24 protein-coding genes, 1 tRNA gene and 1 pseudogene are annotated in these 24,066 nt (G+C 47.9%); 10 read left to right on the top strand and 16 right to left on the bottom strand.

Annotated elements, in window-relative coordinates; all coding sequences use genetic code 11:
• The 5 genes and pseudogenes from QWY20_RS08055 to QWY20_RS08075 all read left to right on the top strand — a co-directional run.
• Positions 1 to 698, top strand: a pseudogene (locus QWY20_RS08055) (DUF4062 domain-containing protein); the annotation flags it as partial.
• Between the two features lie 60 nt (positions 699 to 758).
• The gene (locus QWY20_RS08060; protein ID WP_330128508.1) at positions 759 to 2,141 is read left to right on the top strand and encodes a hypothetical protein; all 1,383 of its coding nucleotides are present in this window, start codon (positions 759 to 761) and stop codon (positions 2,139 to 2,141) included.
• A gap of 4 nt (positions 2,142 to 2,145) precedes the next feature.
• Positions 2,146 to 2,613: a hypothetical protein gene (locus QWY20_RS08065; RefSeq protein WP_330128509.1), complete on the top strand. Its 468-nt coding sequence runs from the start codon at positions 2,146 to 2,148 to the stop codon at positions 2,611 to 2,613.
• Positions 2,606 to 2,968 (top strand): DUF1878 family protein, encoded by a 363-nt coding sequence (locus tag QWY20_RS08070; RefSeq protein ID WP_330128510.1) that lies wholly within the window; start codon positions 2,606 to 2,608, stop codon positions 2,966 to 2,968. The genes QWY20_RS08065 and QWY20_RS08070 overlap by 8 nt, the downstream gene beginning before the upstream one ends.
• A 119-nt stretch (positions 2,969 to 3,087) precedes the next feature.
• The gene (locus QWY20_RS08075; RefSeq protein WP_330128511.1) at positions 3,088 to 3,711 is read left to right on the top strand and encodes a hypothetical protein; all 624 of its coding nucleotides are present in this window, start codon (positions 3,088 to 3,090) and stop codon (positions 3,709 to 3,711) included.
• A 225-nt stretch (positions 3,712 to 3,936) separates the two neighbouring features.
• On the opposite strand, the gene QWY20_RS08080 is transcribed toward QWY20_RS08075, so the two are convergent.
• Positions 3,937 to 4,818 (bottom strand): site-specific integrase, encoded by an 882-nt coding sequence (locus tag QWY20_RS08080; RefSeq protein ID WP_330128512.1) that lies wholly within the window; start codon positions 4,816 to 4,818, stop codon positions 3,937 to 3,939.
• Complete coding sequence (locus QWY20_RS08085) at positions 4,811 to 5,035, bottom strand: hypothetical protein (protein ID WP_330128513.1); 225 nt, start codon at positions 5,033 to 5,035, stop codon at positions 4,811 to 4,813. The genes QWY20_RS08080 and QWY20_RS08085 overlap by 8 nt, the downstream gene beginning before the upstream one ends.
• A 518-nt stretch (positions 5,036 to 5,553) precedes the next feature.
• Between QWY20_RS08085 and QWY20_RS08090 the strand changes: the two genes are divergently transcribed.
• Positions 5,554 to 6,831 (top strand): MBL fold metallo-hydrolase, encoded by a 1,278-nt coding sequence (locus tag QWY20_RS08090; RefSeq protein WP_330128514.1) that lies wholly within the window; start codon positions 5,554 to 5,556, stop codon positions 6,829 to 6,831.
• A gap of 98 nt (positions 6,832 to 6,929) precedes the next feature.
• On the opposite strand, the gene QWY20_RS08095 is transcribed toward QWY20_RS08090, so the two are convergent.
• A complete protein-coding gene (locus QWY20_RS08095; RefSeq protein WP_330128515.1) occupies positions 6,930 to 7,574 on the bottom strand; it encodes a hypothetical protein in 645 nt (214 codons plus the stop codon).
• A 20-nt stretch (positions 7,575 to 7,594) separates the two neighbouring features.
• Positions 7,595 to 8,425, bottom strand: a complete 831-nt coding sequence (locus tag QWY20_RS08100; protein WP_330128516.1) for a hypothetical protein — start codon at positions 8,423 to 8,425, stop codon at positions 7,595 to 7,597.
• 255 nt (positions 8,426 to 8,680) lie between these two features.
• Between QWY20_RS08100 and QWY20_RS08105 the strand changes: the two genes are divergently transcribed.
• Positions 8,681 to 8,923 (top strand): hypothetical protein, encoded by a 243-nt coding sequence (locus QWY20_RS08105; RefSeq protein ID WP_330128517.1) that lies wholly within the window; start codon positions 8,681 to 8,683, stop codon positions 8,921 to 8,923.
• Complete coding sequence (repA, locus tag QWY20_RS08110) at positions 8,923 to 9,681, top strand: plasmid replication initiator RepA (protein WP_330128518.1); 759 nt, start codon at positions 8,923 to 8,925, stop codon at positions 9,679 to 9,681. The genes QWY20_RS08105 and repA overlap by 1 nt, the downstream gene beginning before the upstream one ends.
• A gap of 416 nt (positions 9,682 to 10,097) precedes the next feature.
• Here the strand turns inward: repA and QWY20_RS08115 are convergent.
• From QWY20_RS08115 to apbC, 4 genes are all read right to left on the bottom strand, one after another.
• Positions 10,098 to 10,174: transfer RNA gene (locus QWY20_RS08115), tRNA-Pro, on the bottom strand.
• A gap of 75 nt (positions 10,175 to 10,249) precedes the next feature.
• Positions 10,250 to 10,828, bottom strand: coding sequence for a glutathione S-transferase family protein (locus tag QWY20_RS08120; protein WP_330128519.1), 579 nt, complete (start codon positions 10,826 to 10,828; stop codon positions 10,250 to 10,252).
• A 223-nt stretch (positions 10,829 to 11,051) separates the two neighbouring features.
• On the bottom strand, positions 11,052 to 11,651 hold the full coding sequence (gene dcd / locus QWY20_RS08125) for a dCTP deaminase (RefSeq protein WP_330128520.1): 600 nt from the start codon (positions 11,649 to 11,651) through the stop codon (positions 11,052 to 11,054).
• A 62-nt stretch (positions 11,652 to 11,713) separates the two neighbouring features.
• Positions 11,714 to 12,685, bottom strand: coding sequence for an iron-sulfur cluster carrier protein ApbC (apbC, locus tag QWY20_RS08130; protein ID WP_330128521.1), 972 nt, complete (start codon positions 12,683 to 12,685; stop codon positions 11,714 to 11,716).
• Positions 12,686 to 12,846: 161 nt separating this feature from the next.
• Between apbC and metG the strand changes: the two genes are divergently transcribed.
• Positions 12,847 to 14,901: a methionine--tRNA ligase gene (gene metG, locus QWY20_RS08135; RefSeq protein WP_330128522.1), complete on the top strand. Its 2,055-nt coding sequence runs from the start codon at positions 12,847 to 12,849 to the stop codon at positions 14,899 to 14,901.
• A gap of 24 nt (positions 14,902 to 14,925) precedes the next feature.
• Positions 14,926 to 16,524, top strand: coding sequence for an MFS transporter (locus QWY20_RS08140; RefSeq protein ID WP_330128523.1), 1,599 nt, complete (start codon positions 14,926 to 14,928; stop codon positions 16,522 to 16,524).
• Here the strand turns inward: QWY20_RS08140 and QWY20_RS08145 are convergent.
• From QWY20_RS08145 to pabC, 8 genes are all read right to left on the bottom strand, one after another.
• A complete protein-coding gene (locus QWY20_RS08145; RefSeq protein ID WP_330128524.1) occupies positions 16,521 to 17,999 on the bottom strand; it encodes a hypothetical protein in 1,479 nt (492 codons plus the stop codon). The genes QWY20_RS08140 and QWY20_RS08145 overlap by 4 nt on opposite strands.
• A gap of 13 nt (positions 18,000 to 18,012) precedes the next feature.
• Entirely contained in the window at positions 18,013 to 19,077 is a 1,065-nt protein-coding gene (locus tag QWY20_RS08150; RefSeq protein WP_330128525.1) for an NAD(P)H-quinone oxidoreductase, read from the bottom strand.
• A gap of 462 nt (positions 19,078 to 19,539) precedes the next feature.
• Complete coding sequence (locus QWY20_RS08155) at positions 19,540 to 20,325, bottom strand: TatD family hydrolase (protein WP_330128526.1); 786 nt, start codon at positions 20,323 to 20,325, stop codon at positions 19,540 to 19,542.
• A 17-nt stretch (positions 20,326 to 20,342) separates the two neighbouring features.
• Positions 20,343 to 20,669 (bottom strand): PilZ domain-containing protein, encoded by a 327-nt coding sequence (locus QWY20_RS08160; RefSeq protein WP_330128527.1) that lies wholly within the window; start codon positions 20,667 to 20,669, stop codon positions 20,343 to 20,345.
• A 13-nt stretch (positions 20,670 to 20,682) separates the two neighbouring features.
• Positions 20,683 to 21,579 carry a DNA polymerase III subunit delta' gene (holB, locus tag QWY20_RS08165; protein ID WP_330128528.1) on the bottom strand — a complete coding sequence of 299 codons (897 nt, stop codon included), beginning with the start codon at positions 21,577 to 21,579 and terminating at the stop codon, positions 20,683 to 20,685.
• The gene (gene tmk, locus QWY20_RS08170) at positions 21,563 to 22,207 is read right to left on the bottom strand and encodes a dTMP kinase (protein ID WP_330128529.1); all 645 of its coding nucleotides are present in this window, start codon (positions 22,205 to 22,207) and stop codon (positions 21,563 to 21,565) included. The genes holB and tmk overlap by 17 nt, the downstream gene beginning before the upstream one ends.
• Positions 22,200 to 23,213, bottom strand: coding sequence for an endolytic transglycosylase MltG (gene mltG, locus QWY20_RS08175; protein ID WP_330128530.1), 1,014 nt, complete (start codon positions 23,211 to 23,213; stop codon positions 22,200 to 22,202). The genes tmk and mltG overlap by 8 nt, the downstream gene beginning before the upstream one ends.
• Positions 23,198 to 23,965 carry an aminodeoxychorismate lyase gene (gene pabC, locus QWY20_RS08180; RefSeq protein WP_330128531.1) on the bottom strand — a complete coding sequence of 256 codons (768 nt, stop codon included), beginning with the start codon at positions 23,963 to 23,965 and terminating at the stop codon, positions 23,198 to 23,200. Before pabC ends, mltG begins: the two co-directional genes overlap by 16 nt.
• Between the last annotated feature and the right edge of the window lie 101 nt (positions 23,966 to 24,066).

Here is a 24,066-nt window from a genome sequence, read left to right on the forward strand (position 1 = left end):
TTATTAATTTTCTTAGGCATAGGGCTAGAGGCAATAGCGTTTTCACATTTTCCAAACTTCAAGACATTGAAGACACATTAAGAAGACAATGGTCTTCTTTATTTCAAAAATTAATTCAAGAACAGAGAAATAAAGCGTTTGAAGCAAAACGTTTAGATAATCTAACGGAGCAGTTTGAGGATTTGAAGACGGCTATTCTTACATCGATCGGAACAACTAATGAAAGAGATGTTGCAAGAGGAGTAGTAAGATTTAGAAGGTTGATCGATTTCGTCAGATCACTAGGCCTAAAAGATCACAAATTCCTAACAAAAGGGCATCATCCTTGGGATGAACTGCTCCATTATGCCGAAATCGAGAAAATCATAGATGCAGCAGAAATGCCCGAGGAATTTCTTTACCAGAAGCGAAATTTTGGGCCACGACCGAGAATGTTTTTAATCAAAACTGACCGTACATTTTTTGAACTAAGAACTTCTCCAGATTTTTTCCACAGTTTATCTTTAGAGTGGGAGGCGTTTATGGAGCTACCTGAGGATACGCGGGAAATCATAGTAGATGCACTTAGTGAGATGAGACCAGGAATGGGGCCGCTAAGATATATTAGAGAGCCATTTGATTACCACTTGGATAAGTGGCTTCATCAAGAGCGTCTTTTAAAAGATGTTGATGATTTAGATGAAGATCAAAATCATTAATAACAATGCGTTGCACCGAACAAGTCGGTGAAAACGGCGCGATGTTTTCATGGAGGCCAAGTGCGAAAAATAACACGTAGACAGTTCGATGCGTATTGCTATGCCCGGCAGCCATTAATCCGAGTGATAGCAAACGAAGTGGCGTGGTTTGAAGCATTTGATCGAAAAATCCTTGCAGCTGTTACCTTCGATATCACGGATTCTGATTATGGCTATGTAATTCTGGCGCGAGACCTACGGAAGTTGTTTCGCTGCGTAGAGGTAAGCCCCGAATTTTCAGCCACCCAAGAACAGGCCGAAGAGTTCTTGCGGGCTGCCGTTAAAAAATATGAGGACGATGGTCAAGAGGTCTATCCTCAAGGTGATGAAAAAGAAGCACCATACGAAATTTTCGTTCCGGTAGTTGTAGATGACGATCTGCATCCATATTTTCGGGTATTGATTTCGGAGCCTCGGTTTGAAGCTGCGAGAAATTTAATTAGGGAGATTGTGTACAGCTATAAGGATCCTGACGGTCATTACATAAAGGAGTTTCAGACAAACGGGTTCGACGCGCGTCTGTGGGAGCTTTATCTATACGTATATCTTTACGACGAAGGCTTTGAATTCGTCCACGGGAACCCGTCACCCGACTTCCATATATCAAGATTTGGTGATGAATTCTGTATTGAAGCTGTCACCGTAAATCCTGGGCAAGACCCTCGACGCCCCGATGCCGAACCGCCCAAAACCAATGAAGATGCGATCAAGCTCGCAGATGATTATCTTCCGATAAAGTTCGGCAGCTCACTTTATTCAAAGCTACAAAAGAAGTACTGGGAACGAGAGCACGTAAAAGGTAAGCCGCTCATCCTAGCAATTCATGATTACCACATGCCAGGGTCTATGACATGGTCTCGCGTTGGTCTGTCCGAGTATCTATATGGATATCGCACTCGTATTGGTGAAGATGACTATGGACACGGCTTTCCCATAGTCGAGCGTATCGAACAACACGAATGGAATGGCAAGATAATTCCGTCAAACTTCTTCGCTCAGCCCGATGCTGAAAATATCAGTGCGGTTCTCTTCAGTAATGCAGCGACCATTACAAAGTTTAACCGAATGGGTAAGTTAGCAGGCCTTGGCAGCAAAAAAGTAAAGATGGTTAGACAAGGTCTAATGTTTGACCCTGAGCCCAATGCTCTGAAACCAAAAAAATTTACCTTTGATGTTGACGCTGAAGATTATGAAGAGGCTTGGTCCGACAGCATCGTAATGTTCCACAATCTGAACGCGAAAGTTCCGATCAATCCGGAAGCGTTTCCAAACATCACGCACCTGTGGGTTGATGATGAGACAGGCAAATGCTCTGGTATTCATCAACCTTACGGTGTCATTTCGTCGGTAACGATAGTTATAAGCAGTGATGGAACTGGAGACATCGAAGAAAATGGAGAGTGATAATTTGGCATTGATCATTACAATTGGTGGCACCGTTCTTACCGCAATTGGTACTGTAGTCACCCTTTGGCAAGCATCGAAGGTAAAGGCCTATCGTGATCAAATCGCCTTCGATCTAAGAAAGATCCATTTATCTGAGGTTGGCGAATTGCTGAGGCGAGCTCAGGATGAGGGGAGAAAACTCTTATCCCAAGTGCAACAATTAAATCGCGGTAAAAGCATGATAAGTATAGCAGACGACATTCAGTCATACATTGATAAATCGCTCAATCTTCTTCATCTGAATGGGCCTGATACAGACATAAGGAATCAAATCATTGCATCGCAGGAAAAGCTTAGAAACTTTCAGAGCACACATGACGTTAGCAAAAAAAGGCGATTTGTATCGGATATGCACACTCTAATTCAAGATTCCATATCCATGTGTAAAGAACGAATCAGCAATCTTGAATATGGTGACAAAAATGACTGATATAGAAAAAGAAATTGAAAAAATAAAGTTTCAAATTAGCCTAATTGGGGAAACAATTGATCACACAAGCAATCCAATTACTGCACTTGTAATTTCAATGAATTGGAATGCAAAGGACTTAGACTCAGCGCATGATATCTTTGAGAAATATGACAGGCAGCTTGAATCTAGTAAGGAACCGAATTGGCACGAATTTGAGCATGAACTAAGAGAAAAATTCAATATCGGATATCAAACCGTAAAAAGCATTGTGTTAGCGTTTTACAGGAATCACCAATGGACAAGGGTTTGCAAACTCTATGCTCAAGCTTACGAATGTGTGGAGCTTCATGAGATTACTAGGTCAAAGGATTAACTTCTTTTATAACAAAGAAAAAGTTAGCTGCTGACGCCACCGAACTAACTAATGCTCACCGCATTTTGTATGCGTTGCAAAAGAAATAGCATCAAAGTAGGCGCATTCATGGAGATAAAATGAATAAAAAGATTCCATCGTTTTTAAAGTATGCTGCGGTTTTTATGCTAGGTTTTTTAACTAACTTTAGTGGATTTTTAGATAATATTTCCAGCATCCCGGGCTCCTACAAAGAGTTTAAGAAAGTTTATCTATATGATGGGGACTTGCTGGCGGGGAACTGGTCCACGAATAGTGAGTATTTGCTCGGAGCCGGAGAACTAGGGTTGGGTCATAGTCAACCATTACTGATAGTTACGCTCAATGTAAACGAGCACGATGAAGTATCAGGTGAAATTCTCAGTAAAGATATTTGCGACGCACTCCCACTGACATGGGTTATTGCAATACAGAGCTCTGAGCCTACATTGTTTTCTATCTTTTCAAATAGAACGTTTTACGTAAAAAAACTCAAGAATAATCTAATGGAGCCCGTAGCTAAACTGAAGCTTGTTGCTCACGATGACCGAAGAGATACTCTTACGTTCAGACGAATTGATGATAAATATGGAATGCTTCCCGAATACATAATGCTCGCTAAAAACTTACCTGCATTCGAGGCAGATTCTGAGCTTTTATCAGGCTACTGCGCTGACTCGCCCAAACGCTTTAGGGAGGAAATTAGAGAATTGAAGCAAGGCTAAGCGCCTAGCTCAATCGTCTTATGTTGCCTCTTCGGTGTGTTGAGCTTGTTGTAAATCAAGGGCAAAACTAGCGGACTTCGCGAAGCGATCACTTTTTTACTCAAAGAAAGCTGTCATTTCCAGCAAGCCGGTGTTTGAAGTATTAATGCCCGCTTCGCTCTAATAAAACAAAATTGGTAAGCTACCCTGAACATTACTTCTAATGAAAATTTGGCATGCCAAATTTTATCTCAGATAAGTCTCAGTGATTTCAGGCCGAAAATGCCCCATTTCTTGTGAGACAGTTTCCAGCGCAATACCTCGAGTTAGACCCTGCATTTGCAGTTCATACATCCGTTGCTGTGCATAGCTGTGGCGCAAACCATGTGCGCCGCGAGACCAATCGAGAGCGCGCTTTGATGCTGCGCTGAATGAATTAGACCAACGCTGGCCACCAGCAATGTTATACCGGCTTAAATAATTGATATCACGGTCACGAACAGTAACAGGTTGTGCCCTACGGTGCAGTTCTAGCTCGGTTGCTAAATTGGCTGGCAACAATACCTGGCGTATCAAACCGCCCTTCCCTTGCACCGTATAAAGTGTACCGGACCGCCCAGTCCACTTGTGACTATTGGCCGGGCGATTATCAGCTGACCGTTCATCATAACGAGCCAAAGTAAACAGCTCATGTGCTCGTAAACCAGCTGCGTAGCTTATTTGGGTTGCTAAAGCATTTGAGGCTTGCTGTTTAGATGCAACCATCTCGACTTGTCTGTCAGTGTAAGCACGGGATTTCAACACTTGTTGTTGTTCTGATTTAATAACTGGCAAGCGCTGGTTTTCTGGTAGCACCTTACTAACGTGATGCATCATTTTTTGCAGCGCCTGTCGTTCCAGATCCAGTGCTTTCTGGCCTACTAACTGACCGCGCAGCTCCAAGTAAGTAATCGCATCATCTACCTTCATCGCTCGAAGACTTGGCAGCTTCATTTGCCGACAATAGTTTGAAACGGTGGTTAGCGCCTGCTCAAAATTACGAACAGTACCTACAGACTTGATAACAGAGCCCTGCAGCTGTTTCATCACAGCTGCAGCTTGCTTTTCAGGTTTGGCAAATTTAGCCATGGTTGTCTAGCCAGCGTTTAACCGTAGTCCAGGCCACAGAGATTTTTTTGCTTTTAAGCCAACGCTGCAGCTCAGCAATAGAGGCTCCGTGATTACGCAAGTCTACAAGCTCGCCGCGATATAAGTTTAGCTTTGAGTTTTTAAACCGCATTTGGTGGCGATCACGGGTTTCTTTTTTCAACTTGGCCAGCTCTGTTTCAACATCAAATTTTGTCATTGCATCACCTTCCAGGGAATAGAGTTGTAAGAACTACTGACTGGAAACAACCAGTTCAGCGGCAATTAAGCCTATTCGCCCCTGTTCGTTTTAGTAAAAAACCGGCCGGACTGATCTCGCCGAAAATGCAATAGGAAAACGCAGCAATTAAACGCGTTAGATATGAGGATTTACGTGATTGCCCTGAAGGGTGACATATTGAAGGCAGCCAGAAGCGCCTGTTTTGATTTGGGCGTAAGCCCGAGTTACGTTTTAAGTTTAGCGGCTTTGGATTTTCGTTGCAATCTGCAATTAAAAATCTGCGCTTTAGGTGCTCTATGCTCCGCCAGACGCTGTGTACAGCCGTTTTAATGGCGTTGTACACAGCGTCTGGCGGAGCCAGTTAAAGAGGGAGGCCATTGCTCGTGATGCCTCCCTTATGACTTTAGATTGAAAATTTACTGTTATTGATTTTATCTGTAAAGTAAAAGCTACTTGTGCAGCGCTGCGTGCTGCTTACTTATTGATCAGGTGATTATATGGCAGCTCACACTGTTGAATTTCATCCAGTTGGCCAGGGATTGTTTTCCACAGGTACAGTATCGTCTTACGGCAATGGAGAAACATTTCATTATGTATATGACTGCGGTACCAGCAGCTCTAAAAAGTTTTTATCAAACGCCATATCTAGCTACAAAAAAAGTGTTAAGACCTTGGACTTAGTCGTCATATCACACTTCGACAAAGATCATATTAGCGGCCTTATCGAGTTGCTTGAACACCACCCTACTCGAATCCTGATGCTGCCAGCTATTTCACTCTCACAAAAACTAGTAATTGCATTTTCAGAGGGCATCAGCATTGGTAGCCGTTATATGCACTTCATTCTAGATCCTGTCGCCTATCTAACGTCTCATCCAAAGATAAAAGTTCATAATATAATTTTTGTCCCAGCTGACCATGACGAGAAAACTGAGATCATAGAATCTTCAGCAAATGATTTAAGTGAAACAAGAACAAACTGGCCTGAGATGTTGCTCGCTGATCTGAATAAAGCCTCTACGATCGCACGGGATAATTTAACCATCCATACCTTAAAGCAAGGTGGTAGATTAATTCTAAACCAAGTGTTTGAGTTCGTTCCATACAACGATGCACTTTTGAGCACAGTCAGTCGTTCTTTTAAAACTCAAGTAGAGAAAGAAAAAGAAATCCTCTTAAATCAGTCAAGCACCACAACCGATAAAAAGTCTGCATTATCAAAACTCAAGAGTTACTATGACAAACGCTTTGGGAGTGACAGCATAGCTAGGAATATGATTTCTCTTTTCCTTTATACTGGTCCAATAAATGAAACAGTATTATGCAGCGATTTAGAATTTTACAGATATAGATTGAATGACGCTGGTCTAGCATCATGCTTAAAGTCCAAATACATAAAGACCCAACAACCGTCAGTATTATTCACTGGAGATGGCTACTTAAACACACATAAACGGTTGAACAATCTCGCCCAGTATATTGGCACAACCCGACTTAACGATATTGGTTGCTTGCAAGTAATGCACCATGGATCAAAACACAGTTGGCATGATGGGTTAGCCAAAAAGCTGTCTCCTGTCTTGAGTGTGTTTTCATCAGATCCATCGAATCGGCGGCTACAACACCCTCACTTGGAGGTTATTAGGGATTTCCTACCGTACATACCAACTCAAGTTGATAAAGATCACAGGGTGATATTCAGGTCAGAAACTGTTTTTCTACCAAATTTAATAGACTCAGACGGTGCTCCTACTGATAGGACAATATTCTATTAAAAAATATATCATTATTTTGTAAATCAAATAAAAATTAAAAGGGGGGATAAATAGTTTTTACCTGTAGACCAAAACATATAGGTTTTATATCTATACTCTCACTTTATAGTACCAAGCCTATCTATAATACCACTCAGCTTTCTATATTCGACGAATGGCAAAGGTAACTCCCTTGAGCTAGAAATCGCATGCTGATATTTGCTAATTAGCCTTTCTTCAAGTATTGCTGGGGTAAACTGAAGGCCAGCCACTTCTTCAAAAACCATAGGAAAATTTTCATAAATTTTATCCAAGCACACTTTCATAAACTCATTTGCACCAGCTCGAAATTCATAAGCAACACTATTACTTTTCAAAAGATCCTGGTTCGTATCAAAAAGAGATAAAAATTGGCCTATCCGGTCATCTTCCTGTTTTAACTGTTCTTCAATTCTAAGTTCAGATCTCCTCAACGAAGATAAGGTAGCAACCAACATCGAAACACGAGCATGCTTTAAACCCTCTAATGCCTTATCAGCCTCTGCTTTGGCTTCTCTCAGCTTAATAATATTCCCAGCAATCGATACTTCTTGTATATACGGTGCAAACGCTAATGTAAGACTGACAACCGTTGCGGCAACTATTAACGTAACAAACGCAGAGCTCGTTATATAGCTATGTTTTAAAAGCAAGAAACATACCCAGTATGCAACCAGCACAGCAATTACAATCAGAGCCTTCTGAGTTAAAGTTATTTTATTCATTTAAGCACCAAATTTTTAGGCTAAAAATTACTCAATTTAACCAAAGATTTTTTATTCTTGTGTCGCGTATTACGTACAGCATCCCCTGTAACCATCTGATCATAGGGAACATCTAACACGATGTTCATAATGTCAGCTAAAGCATTATGGCTAAACTCAAAATCTCTGGGTAGGTCATTATCGATAGCATCAAATTTCCCATCAAAGGCCAGAACAAAATCTTTAATATCTGAAGCTCTTCCTTGAATCACTTGTTCTGGTAAATCGTAATGCTTTGGCTCTGGCTGTGCTTCTTCAAATGTCGCAATTGCCTCAACAAGATCTGATCTGGTCGGCCAGTATTTCAGATCAAACTGACCTGTCAATCGGCTTAGTTCAGGCTGAATATACAACTTATATAGGTGGTTATCACTGCTTGCCTGGTCTATTAGCTCCCCAATACCTTGATAATCTGCACGCGTAAAGCCTGAACTCTCATAAATTTCACTTTGGCGTCTTAGTTTTTCTGCCAGTTTTCTTGCCAAGGTAACAATATCACTTTGCAAGCCAAGTATTTCTTTGAGTGCAGCCCGTGAATCTGTAATTTGAGCCTTCTGAAAATCTGAGGAAAGCCAAATATGCTCTAAAATAAGCCAGACAGCAGAATTCCCAATCGGCTCACTTAGGCAGTCAGAATAGCCAAAACTCGCTATGATTTCTTCAAATGGTAACTTTAACTCATCAGCTCTATCAATCATGCGCTCCATGACCGGCCAATGCGGCATATGAATTTTCTTTTCCCGATAATCGTTCAGTTCTCGCTGTATGAAGGCTCTACAAAAGCTCGTCGGATTCTCTTTAGGTAATGTCATTTATGCTTCCAAGTCTATGATTCACATACAGCATACCTTGGTTATCTATCGCCTGCCGTATCTGAACAAATAATTTTATCAAACCTTCAGATCGCTCCGATCACCTGAAAAAATTTGGCATGCCAAATTTTTTGCCATTCCGTCCCGACAAAAGGAACCTAAAAACCCCTTCAAACTCACAGGGGTTTTTCGGAGAAATTGTCTGCGTTCTCTGGTTACCATTGTGGCTCATAGTTTCTCATGGGAGTACCTACTATGCCGTCACAACACACCGACCTGATGGATGATGCCGAAGTTGCGTATGCATTGCGGTTTACGAAACGAACGTTACAAAACAGGATCTGCACCCAGCGGAAATACCTGCTCAATGGTATCGATAACGACGAAGTGCGCCGCCTGGCCCCACCATATATGCGGCTTGGCAAACGCAAGAGGTTGTATCTGAGAACAGAGTTCATCAAATGGTTGCAGAAATTTCCTGAAACGGAGTTTAACTAATGCCGGTAGCGAAAAACCCTGCACCATTATTTAAAGCTCCGAGCCACCATAAGCCCAGAACAGCCTTTCAGAAAAAGTGCATTAACTATGCTCGCACAAAAGACCTGGGCCGGTGGGAGGGATTTTACCTGCTGAATAAGGCCGCCATCGGACGGAAGCGAAGATTTAAAAAGATTCTTCGTGATTGCATGCAACAAGTTGCTATTGCCATGCTGCACTACGTCAACGTAGCCGATCTGACGGTCAGAGCCAGTGTAGAGCGTTTGAGTAATGACTGCGGAATAACAACTACATCCAAGGCTGGCAATATTTCGATTAGCCGTGCCAGTCGGTTAATCAAACTGTTGGAAAAGCTGGGCTTTATCATAACGGAGAATTTCCGACCGCCGAATAGCCGCCATTATTTGCCCAAGTTTATAATGCTAACGGCAAGATTTTTTCTGTGGATTGGCATTCGAGAGGATGAACTGCTGAATGCTCAAAATCAGGCAAACCAGAATTTGTCGGCAAGGCCTGATAAGGCCATGCTGATTAAACGTCATTTTAATAATGCTTTATCCGCCAGAGAACAGCAGCTGAAAATCGCAAAGTGGAAGCAGTTGGGACAAAAGCTTAGCGGCCTGAGCGTGGATCAGAAACGACAGCAGATTGCTAAACGCCTGGTTCAGCAAAATGGCCGTGACGCGTATCCATCCGTAGAAAAACTGATCATCGCAGTAAGCCAAAAACTCAGCTACATAGCAAAACTGCTCAAATAACGCCTCTTCTTTACCTCACTGCCCCCCTACTACCAGATTAGCCCTAAATTCAGGCTGCTACGGCACGGTTTCGCGTGGCTACTGCTCAGTTACCAGCCACAGAAGGCTTCTACCCCATCAAAATCGCCCTATTTCACCGATGACTATTCGGCTGATAGCATGAATTGGATGTTATTCACAGTTATCTGCAAGTAGTAAGGGCGGCTAAGTGCGGGAACGACACAGCTAAACTGCATGATCTATTTACTGATCTACAGATAGAATTATTTATGGTTCTACGAAAAAAAATTTCAAGTTGTGGAAAAAAGTTGAAATTCAGGTGCTAGATGAGTGCTATACAGAATGAAACAGAGGAGTTTTATAGCGTATCAGCGATTTAGCTAAGCTGCTAAATCGCTGATATATATTGAATTAGTTGGTCGGTACGAGAGGATTTGAACCTCCGACCCCTGACACCCCATGACAGTGCGCTACCAAGCTGCGCCACGTACCGACTTAGCGCCTATCATACGGATTATCGGGGGAAAATCAATGCTGCAGCGGCTGACTGCAGCAATTTTAGGCAGCTTCAGCCTGCCAGTCGCGGATCGCTGCTGGCAACGCCTGGCTGGTGCTGGTTGGCACTGACAAATTGGGTAAGGGCTGGGAATGCATCCATTGGCCAGAGGTTGCGAAAGGCGATCCAATCCAGTAAGCAATACAGACAAATGGCGGCGTAATTCCAGTCACTGAACGCATCTGCTTGCACCTGTTGCTCCAGCACTGCCAGCACCTCACCCACCCGCTCGCGCTGCAGGTTAAAGAATAGTTTGTCGTCGTTGGTGTCAAAGCCTGAACGCTGGCAAATCAGCAGCTCGACCAATGAGTCATTGGCAGCATTGATCAGAATGATCTGATTCTCTTGCGGCCAGCTCAAAGCCGGCAACGCCAGCTTTTGGCACAAATAGCGGTAGATAAGATTCGAATCGAAAATCACCTGTTCCTGATCCACCAGCATAGGAATTTTGCGAGTGGGGTTTAGCCGGATCAGTGTCGCCCGATCTTGCTCAGAGAAAATATTCAGATTAACGAACTCGTACGATCTATCCGCCAACAGCATACGGATACGGCGCACATACGGGGATGGGATGGATCCAAAAAGTTTCATTGAAAGCTCCTGCGATTACTTGCTGTTAGCAGTTACTGTATACGCTGACTGCGACCGGTTGCAAAAATATGCGTTAAAATGCAAAGTATTTTTCACCTGGCCACTTGCCAGACTATGCAGTTTTATTGCATAATCATCACGCTTCATTTTTGCTTTATTGCTTATCTTTTGGCCCATGCTCTGCATGGGCTTTTTACTTTCTGCATCCTGCTTTAAACAGAACCTAGAAAGCCACGCGCTTGTCGTCTTCACCAATCCGGCTGGCCACAGCACCCGTTTGCTGTTTGTATTTAGCGTCGTCCCGCTTGTTGTAAGGCCGCTCGGCTTCGCCGGTCATCAGCTCAAAATTCAGGGCGCCAATCTTCATATTCGGCCGCAGTGCCAACGGCAATTTGCCGCTGTTGTAAAACTCCAGCACGATATTGCCAGACCAACCCGGATCAATCCGGTGCGCGGTAACATGCACCATCAAACCAAGCCGCGCCAATGAAGAACGTCCATCCAGCCAACCGACAATATCTGCCGGTAAAGTCACTGACTCCAAGGTAACTGCCAAAGCGAGCTCGGCGGGGTGCAGAATAAAAACACCATCGTCGGCAATTTCAATTTCATCACTCATCACCGAGTTCAGTGCTTTATCAACTGCGGCCCGTGGCCCGCTTAAATCGATGTAAGGCGCGGCATGGGCCTGAAACACCCGAAACTTATTGCCCAGGCGAATATCGACACTGACCCCGCTGATCATATCTTTCGCTGGCCTTGGTTCGATGCAAATCCGTCCTTCGTCCAGATAGCGCTCTATATCACGATCACATAATCTCATGCTTGGTTTCCATCGTTTTGGCCTTTGCAGCCAGTCATTATTGCTGTTAATCGTCTCATCAGCTAGTCGTCGCTAAACACGATTTCAGGGCTCTGCTGCTTGCCCGGCAGTGCAGCCAGTTGCTCTATCAATTGCTGCGCCATCTGCAGGTAAGGCAAACACAGGGCATCATCGGCCGGATCCTCGCTTAGCAGCAGCGGTAACCCCTGATCAGCGCACTGCCGAACCCGGCTGTGCAGCGGCAGCTGCGCCAGCACCGGCAGCTGGTAGCGCTGCGCCAACAACTTACCGCCGTCAGTGCCAAAAATAGCCTCCTGATGGCCACAGGCGCTGCATTGATAGTAACTCATATTTTCCACCAAACCGAGCACCGGAATAGACACCTGCTCAAACATGGTAATGGCTTTTTGTGCATCACTCAGTGCCACATCTTGCGGAGTGGTCACAATCACCGCACCGGTGACTGCCAGCTTTTGCGATAAAGTCAGTTGAATATCCCCGGTGCCTGGTGGCATATCGACAATCAGGATATCCAGTTCAGGCCATTGGGTCTCGTGGATCAGCTGCAACAAAGCCTGGCTGGCCATAGGGCCTCGCCAGACGGTGGCTTTTTCCGGCGCAATCAAAAAACCTATCGATTGCACCGCCAAACCACCGATCTGCTGCGGCAACATGGTTTTGCCATCCGGGCTATCGGCTTTGGCCTGCTCAAGCCCCAACATGATTGGAATAGATGGCCCATAAATATCTGCATCCAGAATGCCAGTGCGTAGCCCTTCAGCCTGCAGTGCCATCGCTAAATTGACCGCGGTTGTTGACTTGCCCACCCCCCCCTTGCCGGATGCAACCAGTACCAGGTGACGTACCTGCTGAAAGGCATAGTTCGGTTCACTGTTTTGGGGTGCAGAAGCCGTGGCCGTATTCCTTGCAGCTGGCGCCTGCTCAGCACTGGCTGGCGGTGGCGTTGCCTCATTGTTGGCTTGCTTGGTTGTATTCGTGGGCCCTGGGCGCTTTGAAGAAAACCAGTTGAACATGCAGCTTGTTCCTTTTCTACTTTTTTGTGCCTTGCTTTGGGTGACTTTGTAAAACAAAGCACTTTTTAGGCGGTATCGGCTCCCAATGGGATGCGATTATGCCGCAGGTATTGTATCATCCATCCATTAATTTTCCTGTATTTTGCCAAGAGTTATCATCGATGTCGAAACGCCAGATCCTGATCACCAGTGCTTTGCCTTATGCCAATGGCCCAATCCACCTTGGCCACCTGCTGGAATACATTCAGACCGATATCTGGTCGCGCTTTCAAAAAGGTCGCGGCCATGAGTGCTACTATGTCTGTGCCGACGATGCCCATGGCACCCCCATCATGCTGAAGGCCCAACAGCAAGGCATCAGCCCGGAGCAAATGATTGCCCAAACCAGCATTGAGCACCAGGCAGACTTTCAGGAGTTTGGCGTTGCCTTTGATCAGTACCACTCCACCCACAGCCCGGAGAACCAGGAACTGGCCAACCTGATTTATCAGCGGCTGGATGCAGCAGGTCACATCAAGCGCAAAACCATCAGCCAGTTGTTTGACCCGGAAAAACAAATGTTTTTACCAGATCGTTTTATCAAAGGCGATTGCCCGAAGTGCGGTGCGCTGGATCAAAATGGCGACAGCTGCGATGTCTGCGGCGCCACTTACAGTCCGACGGATGTGAAAAATCCACGCTCGGTGATTTCCGGTGCTACGCCGGTGCTGAAAGACAGCGAGCATTTCTTTTTTGATTTGCCTGCTTTTGAGCAGATGCTGAAAGACTGGACCCGTAGCGGCTCGTTGCAGGAAGAAATGGCCAACAAGCTGCAGGAATGGTTTACCGATGGCTTGCAGATGTGGGATATCAGCCGGGATGCCCCCTATTTTGGCTTTGAAATTCCGGGTGCACCCAACAAGTTCTTTTACGTCTGGCTGGATGCCCCTATCGGCTACCTGGCCAGTTTTAAAGCCTTGTGCCAGCAACAAGGCATCGATTTTGATACGTTCTGGTCCAAAGACTCGACGGCTGAGGTCTACCACTTTATTGGCAAAGACATTATCTATTTCCACAGCCTGTTTTGGCCAGCCATGCTGGAAGGTGCCGGTTTTCGTAAACCGAATGCGGTCTATGCGCACGGCTTTGTCACCGTCAATGGTGCCAAGATGTCCAAGTCCAAGGGCACCTTTATCAAAGCCCGTACTTACCTGGATCACTTAAACCCGGAGTACCTGCGCTATTACTTTGCCTCCAAACTGACCGCTGCCATCACCGATCTGGATTTAAACCTGGATGATTTTGCCCAAAAAGTGAATGCTGATCTGGTGGGCAAAGTGGTCAATATCGCCAGCCGCTGCGCCGGCTTTATCACCAAGCGTTTTGACAGCACCCTGGCCAGCAGTCTGGCTGAGCCTGAGCTGTTCAGCGAGTTCACAGAAGCCGGTGAGCGCATTGCCAGCCATTACGAAAAGCGCGACTACGCCCGCGCCATCCGCGATATTATGGCACTGGCCGATAAGGCCAATCAGTACATCGATGCCAAAGCACCCTGGGTGCTGGTCAAAGATGACAGCAAGCAGCAGGAAGCCCACGATGTTTGCTCGATGGGACTGAACTTGTTCCGGGTGCTGATGCACTATTTAAGCCCGGTATTGCCACAGATGACCGCGCAATCTCAGGCATTTTTGCAGGATAATTTCGGCTGGCACAATTACCAGCAAGCCTTGCTCAGTCATCGGATTGAACCCTTTAAGGCACTGATGCAACGGGTAGAGCCCGCAAAAGTGGCCGCCATGCTGGAAGCCTCGAAAGAAAGCCTGCAACCGCAAGCGGAACAAACTGCGCCGGCAAAGACGGCCACGAAAACAGATACGGCAAAGCCAGTGCAAGCGATTGAACCGATAGCCGACACCATCAGCATTGATGATTTTGCTAAGATTGACTTACGGGTAGCACGTATTGCCCACGCCGAGCCGGTTGAAGGCGCTGATAAGCTAATCCGATTGGAGCTGGATATTGGCAACGAAACACGCCAGGTCTTTGCTGGTATAAAGTCAGCGTACGAGCCGGCGGATTTAATCGGCCGCTATACCGTGATGGTGGCCAACCTGGCACCACGCAAGATGCGCTTTGGCCTGTCTGAGGGCATGGTGCTGGCGGCAGGCCCTGGCGGCAGTGATCTGTTTATTTTATCCCCGGACAGTGGTGCCACCGCCGGCATGCGCGTGAAATAAACCCAATCGCAACAGGGAGTCGTTATGCAGCAAACCGGAACCCTCAGGGCTTTTTCTTCCCTGTATTTCTCCACCTTTTTGATGGTGCTGGGAGCCGGCTTGCTCACCACTTACCTGGGTCTGTTTCTGGCCAAAGAGCAGGTTGATCCGCTATGGATCGGTGCCCTGATGTCTTTTTATTACCTGGGCCTGGTGCTGGGCTCTAAAGTTGGCCATAAACTGATTGCCCGGGTCGGTCATATCCGCGCTTTTGTTGCCAGTGCCGGACTGGTCACCGCATCAGCCCTTGGCCATGGGCTGATCCCTGATTTAACCTTCTGGCTGCTGCTGCGCTTTTTGGTCGGCATGGGCATGATGTGCCAATACATGGTACTGGAAAGCTGGCTGAATGAGCAGGCCGATAACCACCAGCGAGGCACGGTGTTTGCCAGTTACATGATCGTGTCTTATTTTGGCATGGTGGCGGGGCAACTGGTGATTGGCTCTTTCCCGGAGCTCGGCCTGGAGCCCTTACTGCTGGTAGCCATTGGTTTTGCGCTCTCCATTGTGCCAATAGGCATCACCCGGCGCATCCATCCGGCACCTTTGCATTCAGCACCGTTGCAAATCGCTACTTTCTGGCGGCGTATGCCGCAGTCACTGACCACCATCACGGTAGCCGGCATCATTGTGGGTGCCTTTTACGGCCTGGCACCGGCTTACATCAGCAATACCGGCCTGCCGAATGAGAAAGTGGCCTTGTTTATGTCGGTGACCATCATCGCAGGCTTGTTGGCGCAGTGGCCGATGGGCAAGCTGTCTGACCGCATCCCACGTAGCCGGCTGCTGCGCACCAACAGTGCGCTGCTTACGCTGGTAGTGCTGCTGATTGCTTTATTGCCACTTTCTGGCAGCTTTTTGCTGCTTGCTACCTTCTTTTTTGGCTTTCTGGCCTTCTCGCTCTACCCGATCGCAACAGCTCTGGCCAATCAGCATGCAGAGCAGCACGAGCGGGTTTCGCTTTCAGCAGTAATTCTACTCACCTTTGGTGTCGGAGCCTGTTTTGGCCCCATACTGGCATCGGCTTTGATGCAAATGTTGGGTAACTTTATGCTGTATGGCTTTATGGCGTTGTGCAGCTTTGTATTGTTTTTACGCTTGCAGCGGGTCAATTACAGCCAGAAACAAGCCGCCCGCATTGTGGCAGCGCAACTATCCGATGATTATGTGATGGCATCAAGCGATGTGTTCTCCTCCCCTCTGGCCGCAGCTCTGGATCCACGGGTAGATGAACAGATGGTGCAAGAGCAGATGCTGGAACCTAAAACTGAACCGCCACCAAGTGAGCCTGCTGCTGTTGACGAGCAAGACAGCAACCATAATGAGGCGAGCGATGCAACGGAGCCCGCCAATCAGAATGAAGCGGCCCAAGCAGAACCGGCAGAAACGACGGCAGCTGAAGCTACCGACACAAAAATTTCTGAGCATGAAGCTGGTGATGAAAAAAGCCAGACTGAGAGCCTGGCTGCTGAGCAAAACGTCCGCTCTGAAACACAGACAACTGCGCACAACACAGAGGACGATGACGCCGATACCATCGTTACCCGACTGGCAAAACGTCAGCAACAGGACAAGAGCGATTAGATGTTTTGGTTAATGGCTTTATTCCACAAGTTTTGGTTGCGGGCATAGGCAAAGTACTCATCCGGATGCCAGCACTTGGGGATCAGATCCATGTCTTTGCGCTCTTCAAAGTTCGATACCAGTTTCATTAAAATTTCTTTCAGCCGCTCTGGTGTGATCTTTTCCAGTTTTTTTCGTGCCTGCGGAAAAAACAAATTGTTTTCTACCCGCACTGTGCAGCCCATCACAGAAATCTGATACGACAAATTGCGTGTCACCATCCGACACACCGGCACATTCGGGTGGGGTGGATACAAGGAAGTCACGATGGCATACTCATAACGATCCAGATCCTGCCGGTCGGAGTCTTTAGGAATATAGGTAATGCCGTAACCTTGCGGGAAAATACCGGTGATTTGCATCAGGGCATCGGCGGCCTCTTTGCTGCACATGCCTTTTTCCACCGCCTTATCAATCACCAAACCCACTTTGGGCAAGGTTTCGTAACTGTAGTTCTGCTTGGTCGATAACACCACCGAGGTATAAATTTGCGGAATTTTCAATAAATTACCAATACCTTGCTCAGGCTTAACAGAGTTCTTTAGCAAGGTCACCATAAAGCCAAGTTTCTCTTGTTCATTGCGCTCAAACCAGGCCCGCTCATCCTTGCTGTTGCCAATGTAACGATCTTTACCAAGCGCCTGGGTCAGATACTTTAAGCTCTCCTTGTAATTGGTTTGCAGCATGGCTACCCGCTCAGGGTTATCGAGCACCCGAAACTCATTCAGGCTGCCATCCTCACCACAGAGAATACGTTGTGCATCCGGATGCTGCTGGCCAATATCCTGCACCAGGGCGGCCATAATCAAAGGAATTTGCACATCATCACGAAACGGCTGATAACTGCGGCCACCAGTAACTTCAATTTCCTGGCTGCTGTCTTCCTGATAGCGTTTGAGAACATAGCTGTTAGTGATTTGCCCATCCAGCAACAAACGATCGAGTAAACGCAGGGCAAGTACAGCTTTGTACAGGTGTTTGCTTTTCTGATTGCTGCGGGCAATGTTGCTGCCTTCCGTTGGCGATAACAATTGGATGGTTCCCAGCAGCTTCGCCGTCAATAAATTGGTGTCGTCAAAATCATCGCCTTGCACCAGTTCCAGAATGGTGTAGCACAGCTCTTTTAACTGGGTTAACCGCGCCAGACGCAGCTCTTCCAATCCCTGATTCATGCTGCTGAGATTTTTTTCAGCTTGCTGCAGCCGTTGCTCAACTTTAGCTTGATCCGCACCACTGGTTTGCTGCAAACGCTGACGGAATAAATACGCTTCCTGTTCTGCAGCGGTCTGCTGCTCTTGTTGCTTTTCAGCATCGATAAAATACAACAGCGCTTGCTCGTACAGCGAGTCTTTTACTTCAGTTTGATCATAGATTCTGTGAATAAGGGATTGTACAGCTTTGCTGTAACTGGACTTGGCGATTTTTCCCAAGTTCATAGCGGTCGGTTCCTTAGCTTGTGCCAGACGATAGTGTAGCATCCAATGTGGAGCTTGCGATATTCAATACCACCTTACCAATACTCTGGTTGGTCGCCAATAGTTGATGAGCCTGCTCCGCCTCAGACCAAGGCAAGACACTATGCATAACAGGCTGAATCCGGCCAACAGCAAATGCAGCAGCAAAGTCAGCCTGCAGATGCCTGACCAGCTCTGCTTTGTAGTGATCAGAGCGATTACGTAAGGTAGAAAACAGCAGCTGAGCACGCTTTTTGAACCAGGGAGCCATATCAAACTCGGTCTGACGTCCCCCCATTAACGCATAGATTACCACTTTTGCGTCCATCGCCAACAAGGCGGCATCTTTTACCAGATAATCACCAGCTACCGGATCCAATATCAGGTTGACGCCTGTGGGCCATTGCTGCGACAACACAGCAACAAAATCCTGTTGGCGGTAATCAATGGCGAGATCCGCCCCCAGTGCCAGGCAAGCATCGGCTTTTTTCTGGTTTCCAACGGTCACAGCTACTTCAGCGCCGCAGGCTTTGGCCAACTGGATGGCAGCAGTCCCTACACCGCTGGCACCGGCGTGTAACAGAACCCGCTGTCCGGCTTCCAGTTGTCCCAGCTCAAACAGCAATTGATAGGCGGTCAAAAAAACTTCCGGTGCTGCTGCCGCCAGATGCATGCTCCACCCCTTTGGCGTCTGCATCACATGCAAGGCATCTACCCGAACATACTCGGCATAGCCACCTCCCGGCACCAATGCCATCACCGACTTCCCGAGCCAATGGCTAAGATGATCATCGGCCACAGCCACCACCTCCCCACTTGCTTCCAGCCCCAGAATATCGCTTTCATTGGGTTGAGGCGGGTACAAGCCACGACGCTGCATCAAGTCTGCACGATTCACTCCGGCAGCATGCACTTTAAGCAGCAGCTGCCCCGGCAGCAGCGCAGGCAACGACCGGGTCGCAGTGACAAGACAGCTGTTTGCTCCGGGATTCATTACCTCAATGACCTGCATGGAAGGTGGTAAAACCGCAGCCGGATGTATCAATGTTGATGAGGGCATCTATCTCTCCAGAGCTAGTTACAATCTGCAGCCGAACTGAATTCTTAGTGATTTGAACTATACAATCAATAACTTAAAAGCATAGTACACATTAGAAATCCATGTTAGCACATAAAATGCAAGTGCGGAGCACGCATTTTTTTTAGACTTTTTACTAATAAATAAAGAACATTACCTTAAATAAGGCTATTAAAAAACCGGTACCAGGCTGTCATTAAATTAGCAACAACTGAGGAAAAACGAGCCTTTCAGAGGATAAGTTGGGGATAACTCAGGCATAAGCTGGGGACAAAGTTCCTGAAAGCTAGCCAGATGCACGTTGGAACCAAGCAGGAAAAAAGCACTCAAAGTTACTACACTTGAAAACAGTTTCTCCCTGGACATTGTTTTCGATAGCGCACGGCTCATTCCCGATGAGCCATTCCCCTGAGCCCAGAACAGGATTAGTTCTGGGCCTTTTTTTTAGTGTTTTTTTGCCGCGCAGCCTGTGAATAAACGATAAAAATTAGCTGTGGTTTGCTGAGCCAGTTGCTCAATAGAAAGCCCTTTGACATCAGCAATGGCAGCAGCAACATCGGCCACATAAGCGGGCTGATTGGTTTTTCCTCGGTGTGGTACCGGTGCCAGATACGGGGAGTCGGTTTCAATCAAAAGTGCATCCAATGGGATTTTTTTCACCACCTCACGCAGTTCAACGGCATTCTTAAAGGTCATAATGCCGGAAATAGAAATATAAAACCCCATATCAAGAGCAGCCTTCGCCATGTCCCAACTTTCAGTAAAGCAATGCAACACCCCACCAGCCTGATGAGCCTGCTCAGAACGCATCAGTGCCAGAGTATCGGCCCGGGCATCGCGGGTATGGATGATCACAGGCTTGCGTAACTGACAACCGACTTGCAAGTGCTGTATAAAAGCCTCCTGCTGCGACTTTTTACTGTCGGGTGCATAAAAGTAGTCCAGCCCGGTCTCTCCAACAGCCACAACATCTTGCCGTTGGCACAGAGACAATAAAAGCTCTGGGTCCAGTGCATGACTTTGATGCAGCGGGTGCTCTCCACAGGATACAGACACCATCGGATAGGGAGCGACCAATTCTGCCATGGCCTCGAACTCATCCAGGCTGACGGAAACACACAATAAATGCTCAACACCAGCTTGCTGCGCCTTGGCTATCACATCCGGCAGCTCAAGCTTTAATTTATCCCACTCCAGACGGTCCAGATGGCAATGCGAGTCTACAAACACAACAGATCCTGTCACAATTAAAGGGTATAAGTAATTTCCTGACTGGCCTGTAAGCCAGCTACCAATTTGGTAATTTGCTCATTCAGATGGTGCTTATCATCAATAAAAGCCACCCCAACACCAGCCGGGCTGGAGTTCTGCGCACCATGAGGTGTGATCCAGGCCACTTTACCAGTCACCAGAATGGCCTCCAGTGCATCAGGCAGTGTTACACTAAGCGCCAGCGACTGACCCATTTTGTAGGTTTTTGCCGTGCGAACGAACAGCCCGCCCTGCTTTAGAAACGGCATGTAACAACGATACAACTCTTTGATATCCATAAAATCCAGTGGGATTTCTTCCATTGTCCACCTCGATTTAAGCCATGATCCGCTTTAGCTCAATCAGCAAAGCCGTCAGTGCCAGTTGTTTATTTTGCCCTAAAAGCTGTTGTTCGTCACGACACCAATGCTGAAAGCTTTGCAACAACTGCCAATAACGCTGTGGTTGATACCCTCCCAGCCTGGGTAAACGCTCGCGCACAAACCAGCTGAGCAGCATCGGCAACTGTGCTGATTTCATGGCCATTTGCACAGTTTGCGGCAAGCTTGCTTTATCTAGCACATAATACTCCAACTGCAACAGGATGTCAGACGCTTGCTCTACAGATCCCTGCTGCAGCCACTGTAATGCCTCCAATGGTGCGGAGCTAATAAGCGGTCGCAAAAAGTCAGGTAAAACCTGTTCAGTTTGCGCCTGCAACCAGAGCTCAGCTTGCCTCACCTCTGCAACAGCAAGCGGCCATTGCTGGCACCGGCTGAGAATGGTTGGCAACAGCAGTTGAGGCTGATCGCTGGTAAGCAGTAAATAGCCACCACGCGGCGGCTCTTCCAGTGTTTTTAGCAAGGCATTGGCAGCCGCTTCCGTCATCCGCTCCGCCTGGGGCAACACCGCAACCCGGGCCCCGCCTTGTTGGGCATGCTCGTGGAAAAAGCGACTTAATTGACGGATACTGTCGACACCAATACGCCCTTCTGCTTCGGCTGCTTGCCAGTAATCCGGGTGATGCCCTGCCTGAAATAAGTGACAGGCTTTGCACTGACCGCACGGCTTTGGTTGCTGCTCAGAATGACACAGTAAAAATTCAGCCACAGTTTTGGCCAGCGTCTGCTTGCCAAGGCCTCGATTGCCACTGAACAAAATAGCATGCGGAAAACTTTGCTGCTGGTGCAAAGCAGTCAATTGCTGATAACGGCTTTCAAGCCAGGGCAGCATGGCCTTGCTCCCAGTAGGCATCCAGTGCCGCCACAATGCTGTGTTGTACTTCAGCTAAGGGCCTGGAGGCATCAATCACCACGATCCCAGGCTCACTGGCCGCAATCTGCAGGTAGACCTGACGGGTTCGCTGAAAAAAAGCCAGTTGCTCTTGCTCTATACGGTCCAGTTCACCACGCGCCTGAGCCCTGGCCAACCCAATGGCCGCATCAATATCCAGATACAAGGTGAAATCAGGCCTGCAATTGCCAAGCACCGCCTGGCGGATGCCATCAATCAGCTTGTGGTCCAACTGCCGGCCTCCGCCTTGATAAGCGCGGGATGACATGTCATGCCGGTCTGCCAATACCCAGTGACCAGCAGCCAAAGCCGGTTCTATCACATTGCGCAGCAGCTGCACCCGGGCTGCATACATCAGTAACAGCTCGGCTTCCGCCGTCAGTTGCTCTTCATGCACTTGCTTCACCAGAGTACGGATTTGTTCTGCCAGAGGCGTGCCACCAGGCTCACGGGTACACACCACTTGCAGCTGCCTTGCTTCTAGCCATTGCCGGACGGTAGCAACAGCGGTGCTCTTGCCTGCCCCTTCCAGGCCTTCTACCACCAAAAATCGGCCTTTCTCAGTCATTGTTTTGTCCTAAAATATAACGCCGAACTGCCGCATTGTGTTCTTGCAGTGTCTCGGAAAATACATGGGTACCATCCCCCCGGCTGACAAAATAATACAAGGTGGTTTCAGCTGGCTCTGCTGCCGCCCGCAACGAACTACGGCTGACCGAAGCGATAGGCCCGGGCGGTAAACCGTGATGCCGGTAGGTATTGTATGGGTGCGGGTTATTCAAGTCTGCCCGGGTAATGCGGCCACTGAAGTTTTCCAGCCCGTAAATCACCGTTGGATCAGTCTGTAACCGCATATTGCTGCGTAAGCGATTCACAAACACTGAGCTCACCAATGGCTTCTCCGGTTCATGGCCAGCTTCTTTCTCAATGATGGAGGCCAAGATTAACAGTTCATAGGGGTTTTCAAGCGGGTGATCCAAGCTGCGCAGATGCCAGCTTGCTTCCAGCTGTTGCAGCAAGCTCTGATGAGCGCGGCTCAGTAACTGGCTGGCCCGGCTATTGGCGGTGTAATAATAGGTTTCCGGAAAGAACAGTCCTTCAGCTACCTCCGGTGACACCCCCCACTCTTCCGGCCAGCGTAACAGCTGCAGCAGCGACTCTTCGTCGAGATCGTACTGCAGGTAGTCCGCTTGCTGTAAGCGCTCCAGGGTTTGTTGCAACGTTTCCCCTTCACGCCAGGTAAAGGCAAACTGAGCCACCTCCCCCCGCACAAACAGCTCAAGCAGTTGCACCAACGATAAATCGGCGGTTACCCGGTAGGTACCAGCCCGCACTGCAGATAACTCAGGCTGCAGCCAGATGGTGAGCCGCAGCAAATGACAATCTTGTTCATCCAGCAATTGCTGTCGCTGCCACTGCCGGCATAAACCCAGCGCAGAAGCGCCAGCTGGCACGGTGAATAACCTGTCCGTCAGCTGCAATGGCTGCACTGCCAATTGCTGCATTTTATTGTAAATAAGTACAGAGCCAAGAAACAGTAAGGATAAAGCCAATATCACTAAGCGACGTAGCATGCGAGCTCCTGTTGCACCTGCTGCACCGGGGTCAGCTGCAGTGACTTATCTAAAAAAGTGTGAACTGGCAGTACTCCACAAAGCGCATTGCAGCAGAACAAAGCTTCGATCCCCTGCAATTCATCCAATGTCCACTGGACTTGTTCTGCCTGCAATTGCTCCAGCAAAACCTGACGCATCACACCGGCTACACCGGCCTGGTCAAGCGCTGGCGTCAGCCAGCGCCCGGCCCGGTAAAAAAATACATTGGCAGCAATAGCCTCGGTGACAAAACCACGCTGATCCAGCACCAGCAGATCATCCCAGTCGGTAGTCGCCAGCTCTTGCTTTAGTAAAACCTGTTCCAGCCGGTTGTTGTGCTTCAGGCCCGCCAGCAAAGGCTGACAGCCAAGCTGCAATCTGGCCAACCCAAGACGGATTCCCTGTTGCTGTTGCTGCGTGTAATCTGGTAAAGCAGCCGTATTGATATAGATATCCGGGCCTGCAACCCCCAGCGGGCTATAGCCCCGACCGGCGTGGCCGCGAGATAACACCACCTTAAGCACTTGCTCCGGTGCAGAAATGGCTTGCTTCACCTGCTCAGTGAGCTGCTGCCAATCCGGCTCGGTCATGCCAAGGCGCAGCACGCCTTGTTGCAACCGTGCCAGATGCTGAGGCCAAAACTCAGCCACCCCCGCGCGGACCCGGATGGTGGTGAATATGCCGTCACCGAACTGGAAGCTGCGATCGCCTGTGGTAATTCCTGGTTGCACCTGAGAAATCCGTCAAAAAACATACTGCTAGCAAGGTGTATTGCCCTAGAGTATGCATGATCCTGGCACTGAATACCAACCGGAACAGAGGCATCAGAAAC

The organism is Alkalimonas cellulosilytica, assembly GCF_036325985.1.
Lineage (GTDB): Bacteria > Pseudomonadota > Gammaproteobacteria > Enterobacterales > Alteromonadaceae > Alkalimonas > Alkalimonas cellulosilytica.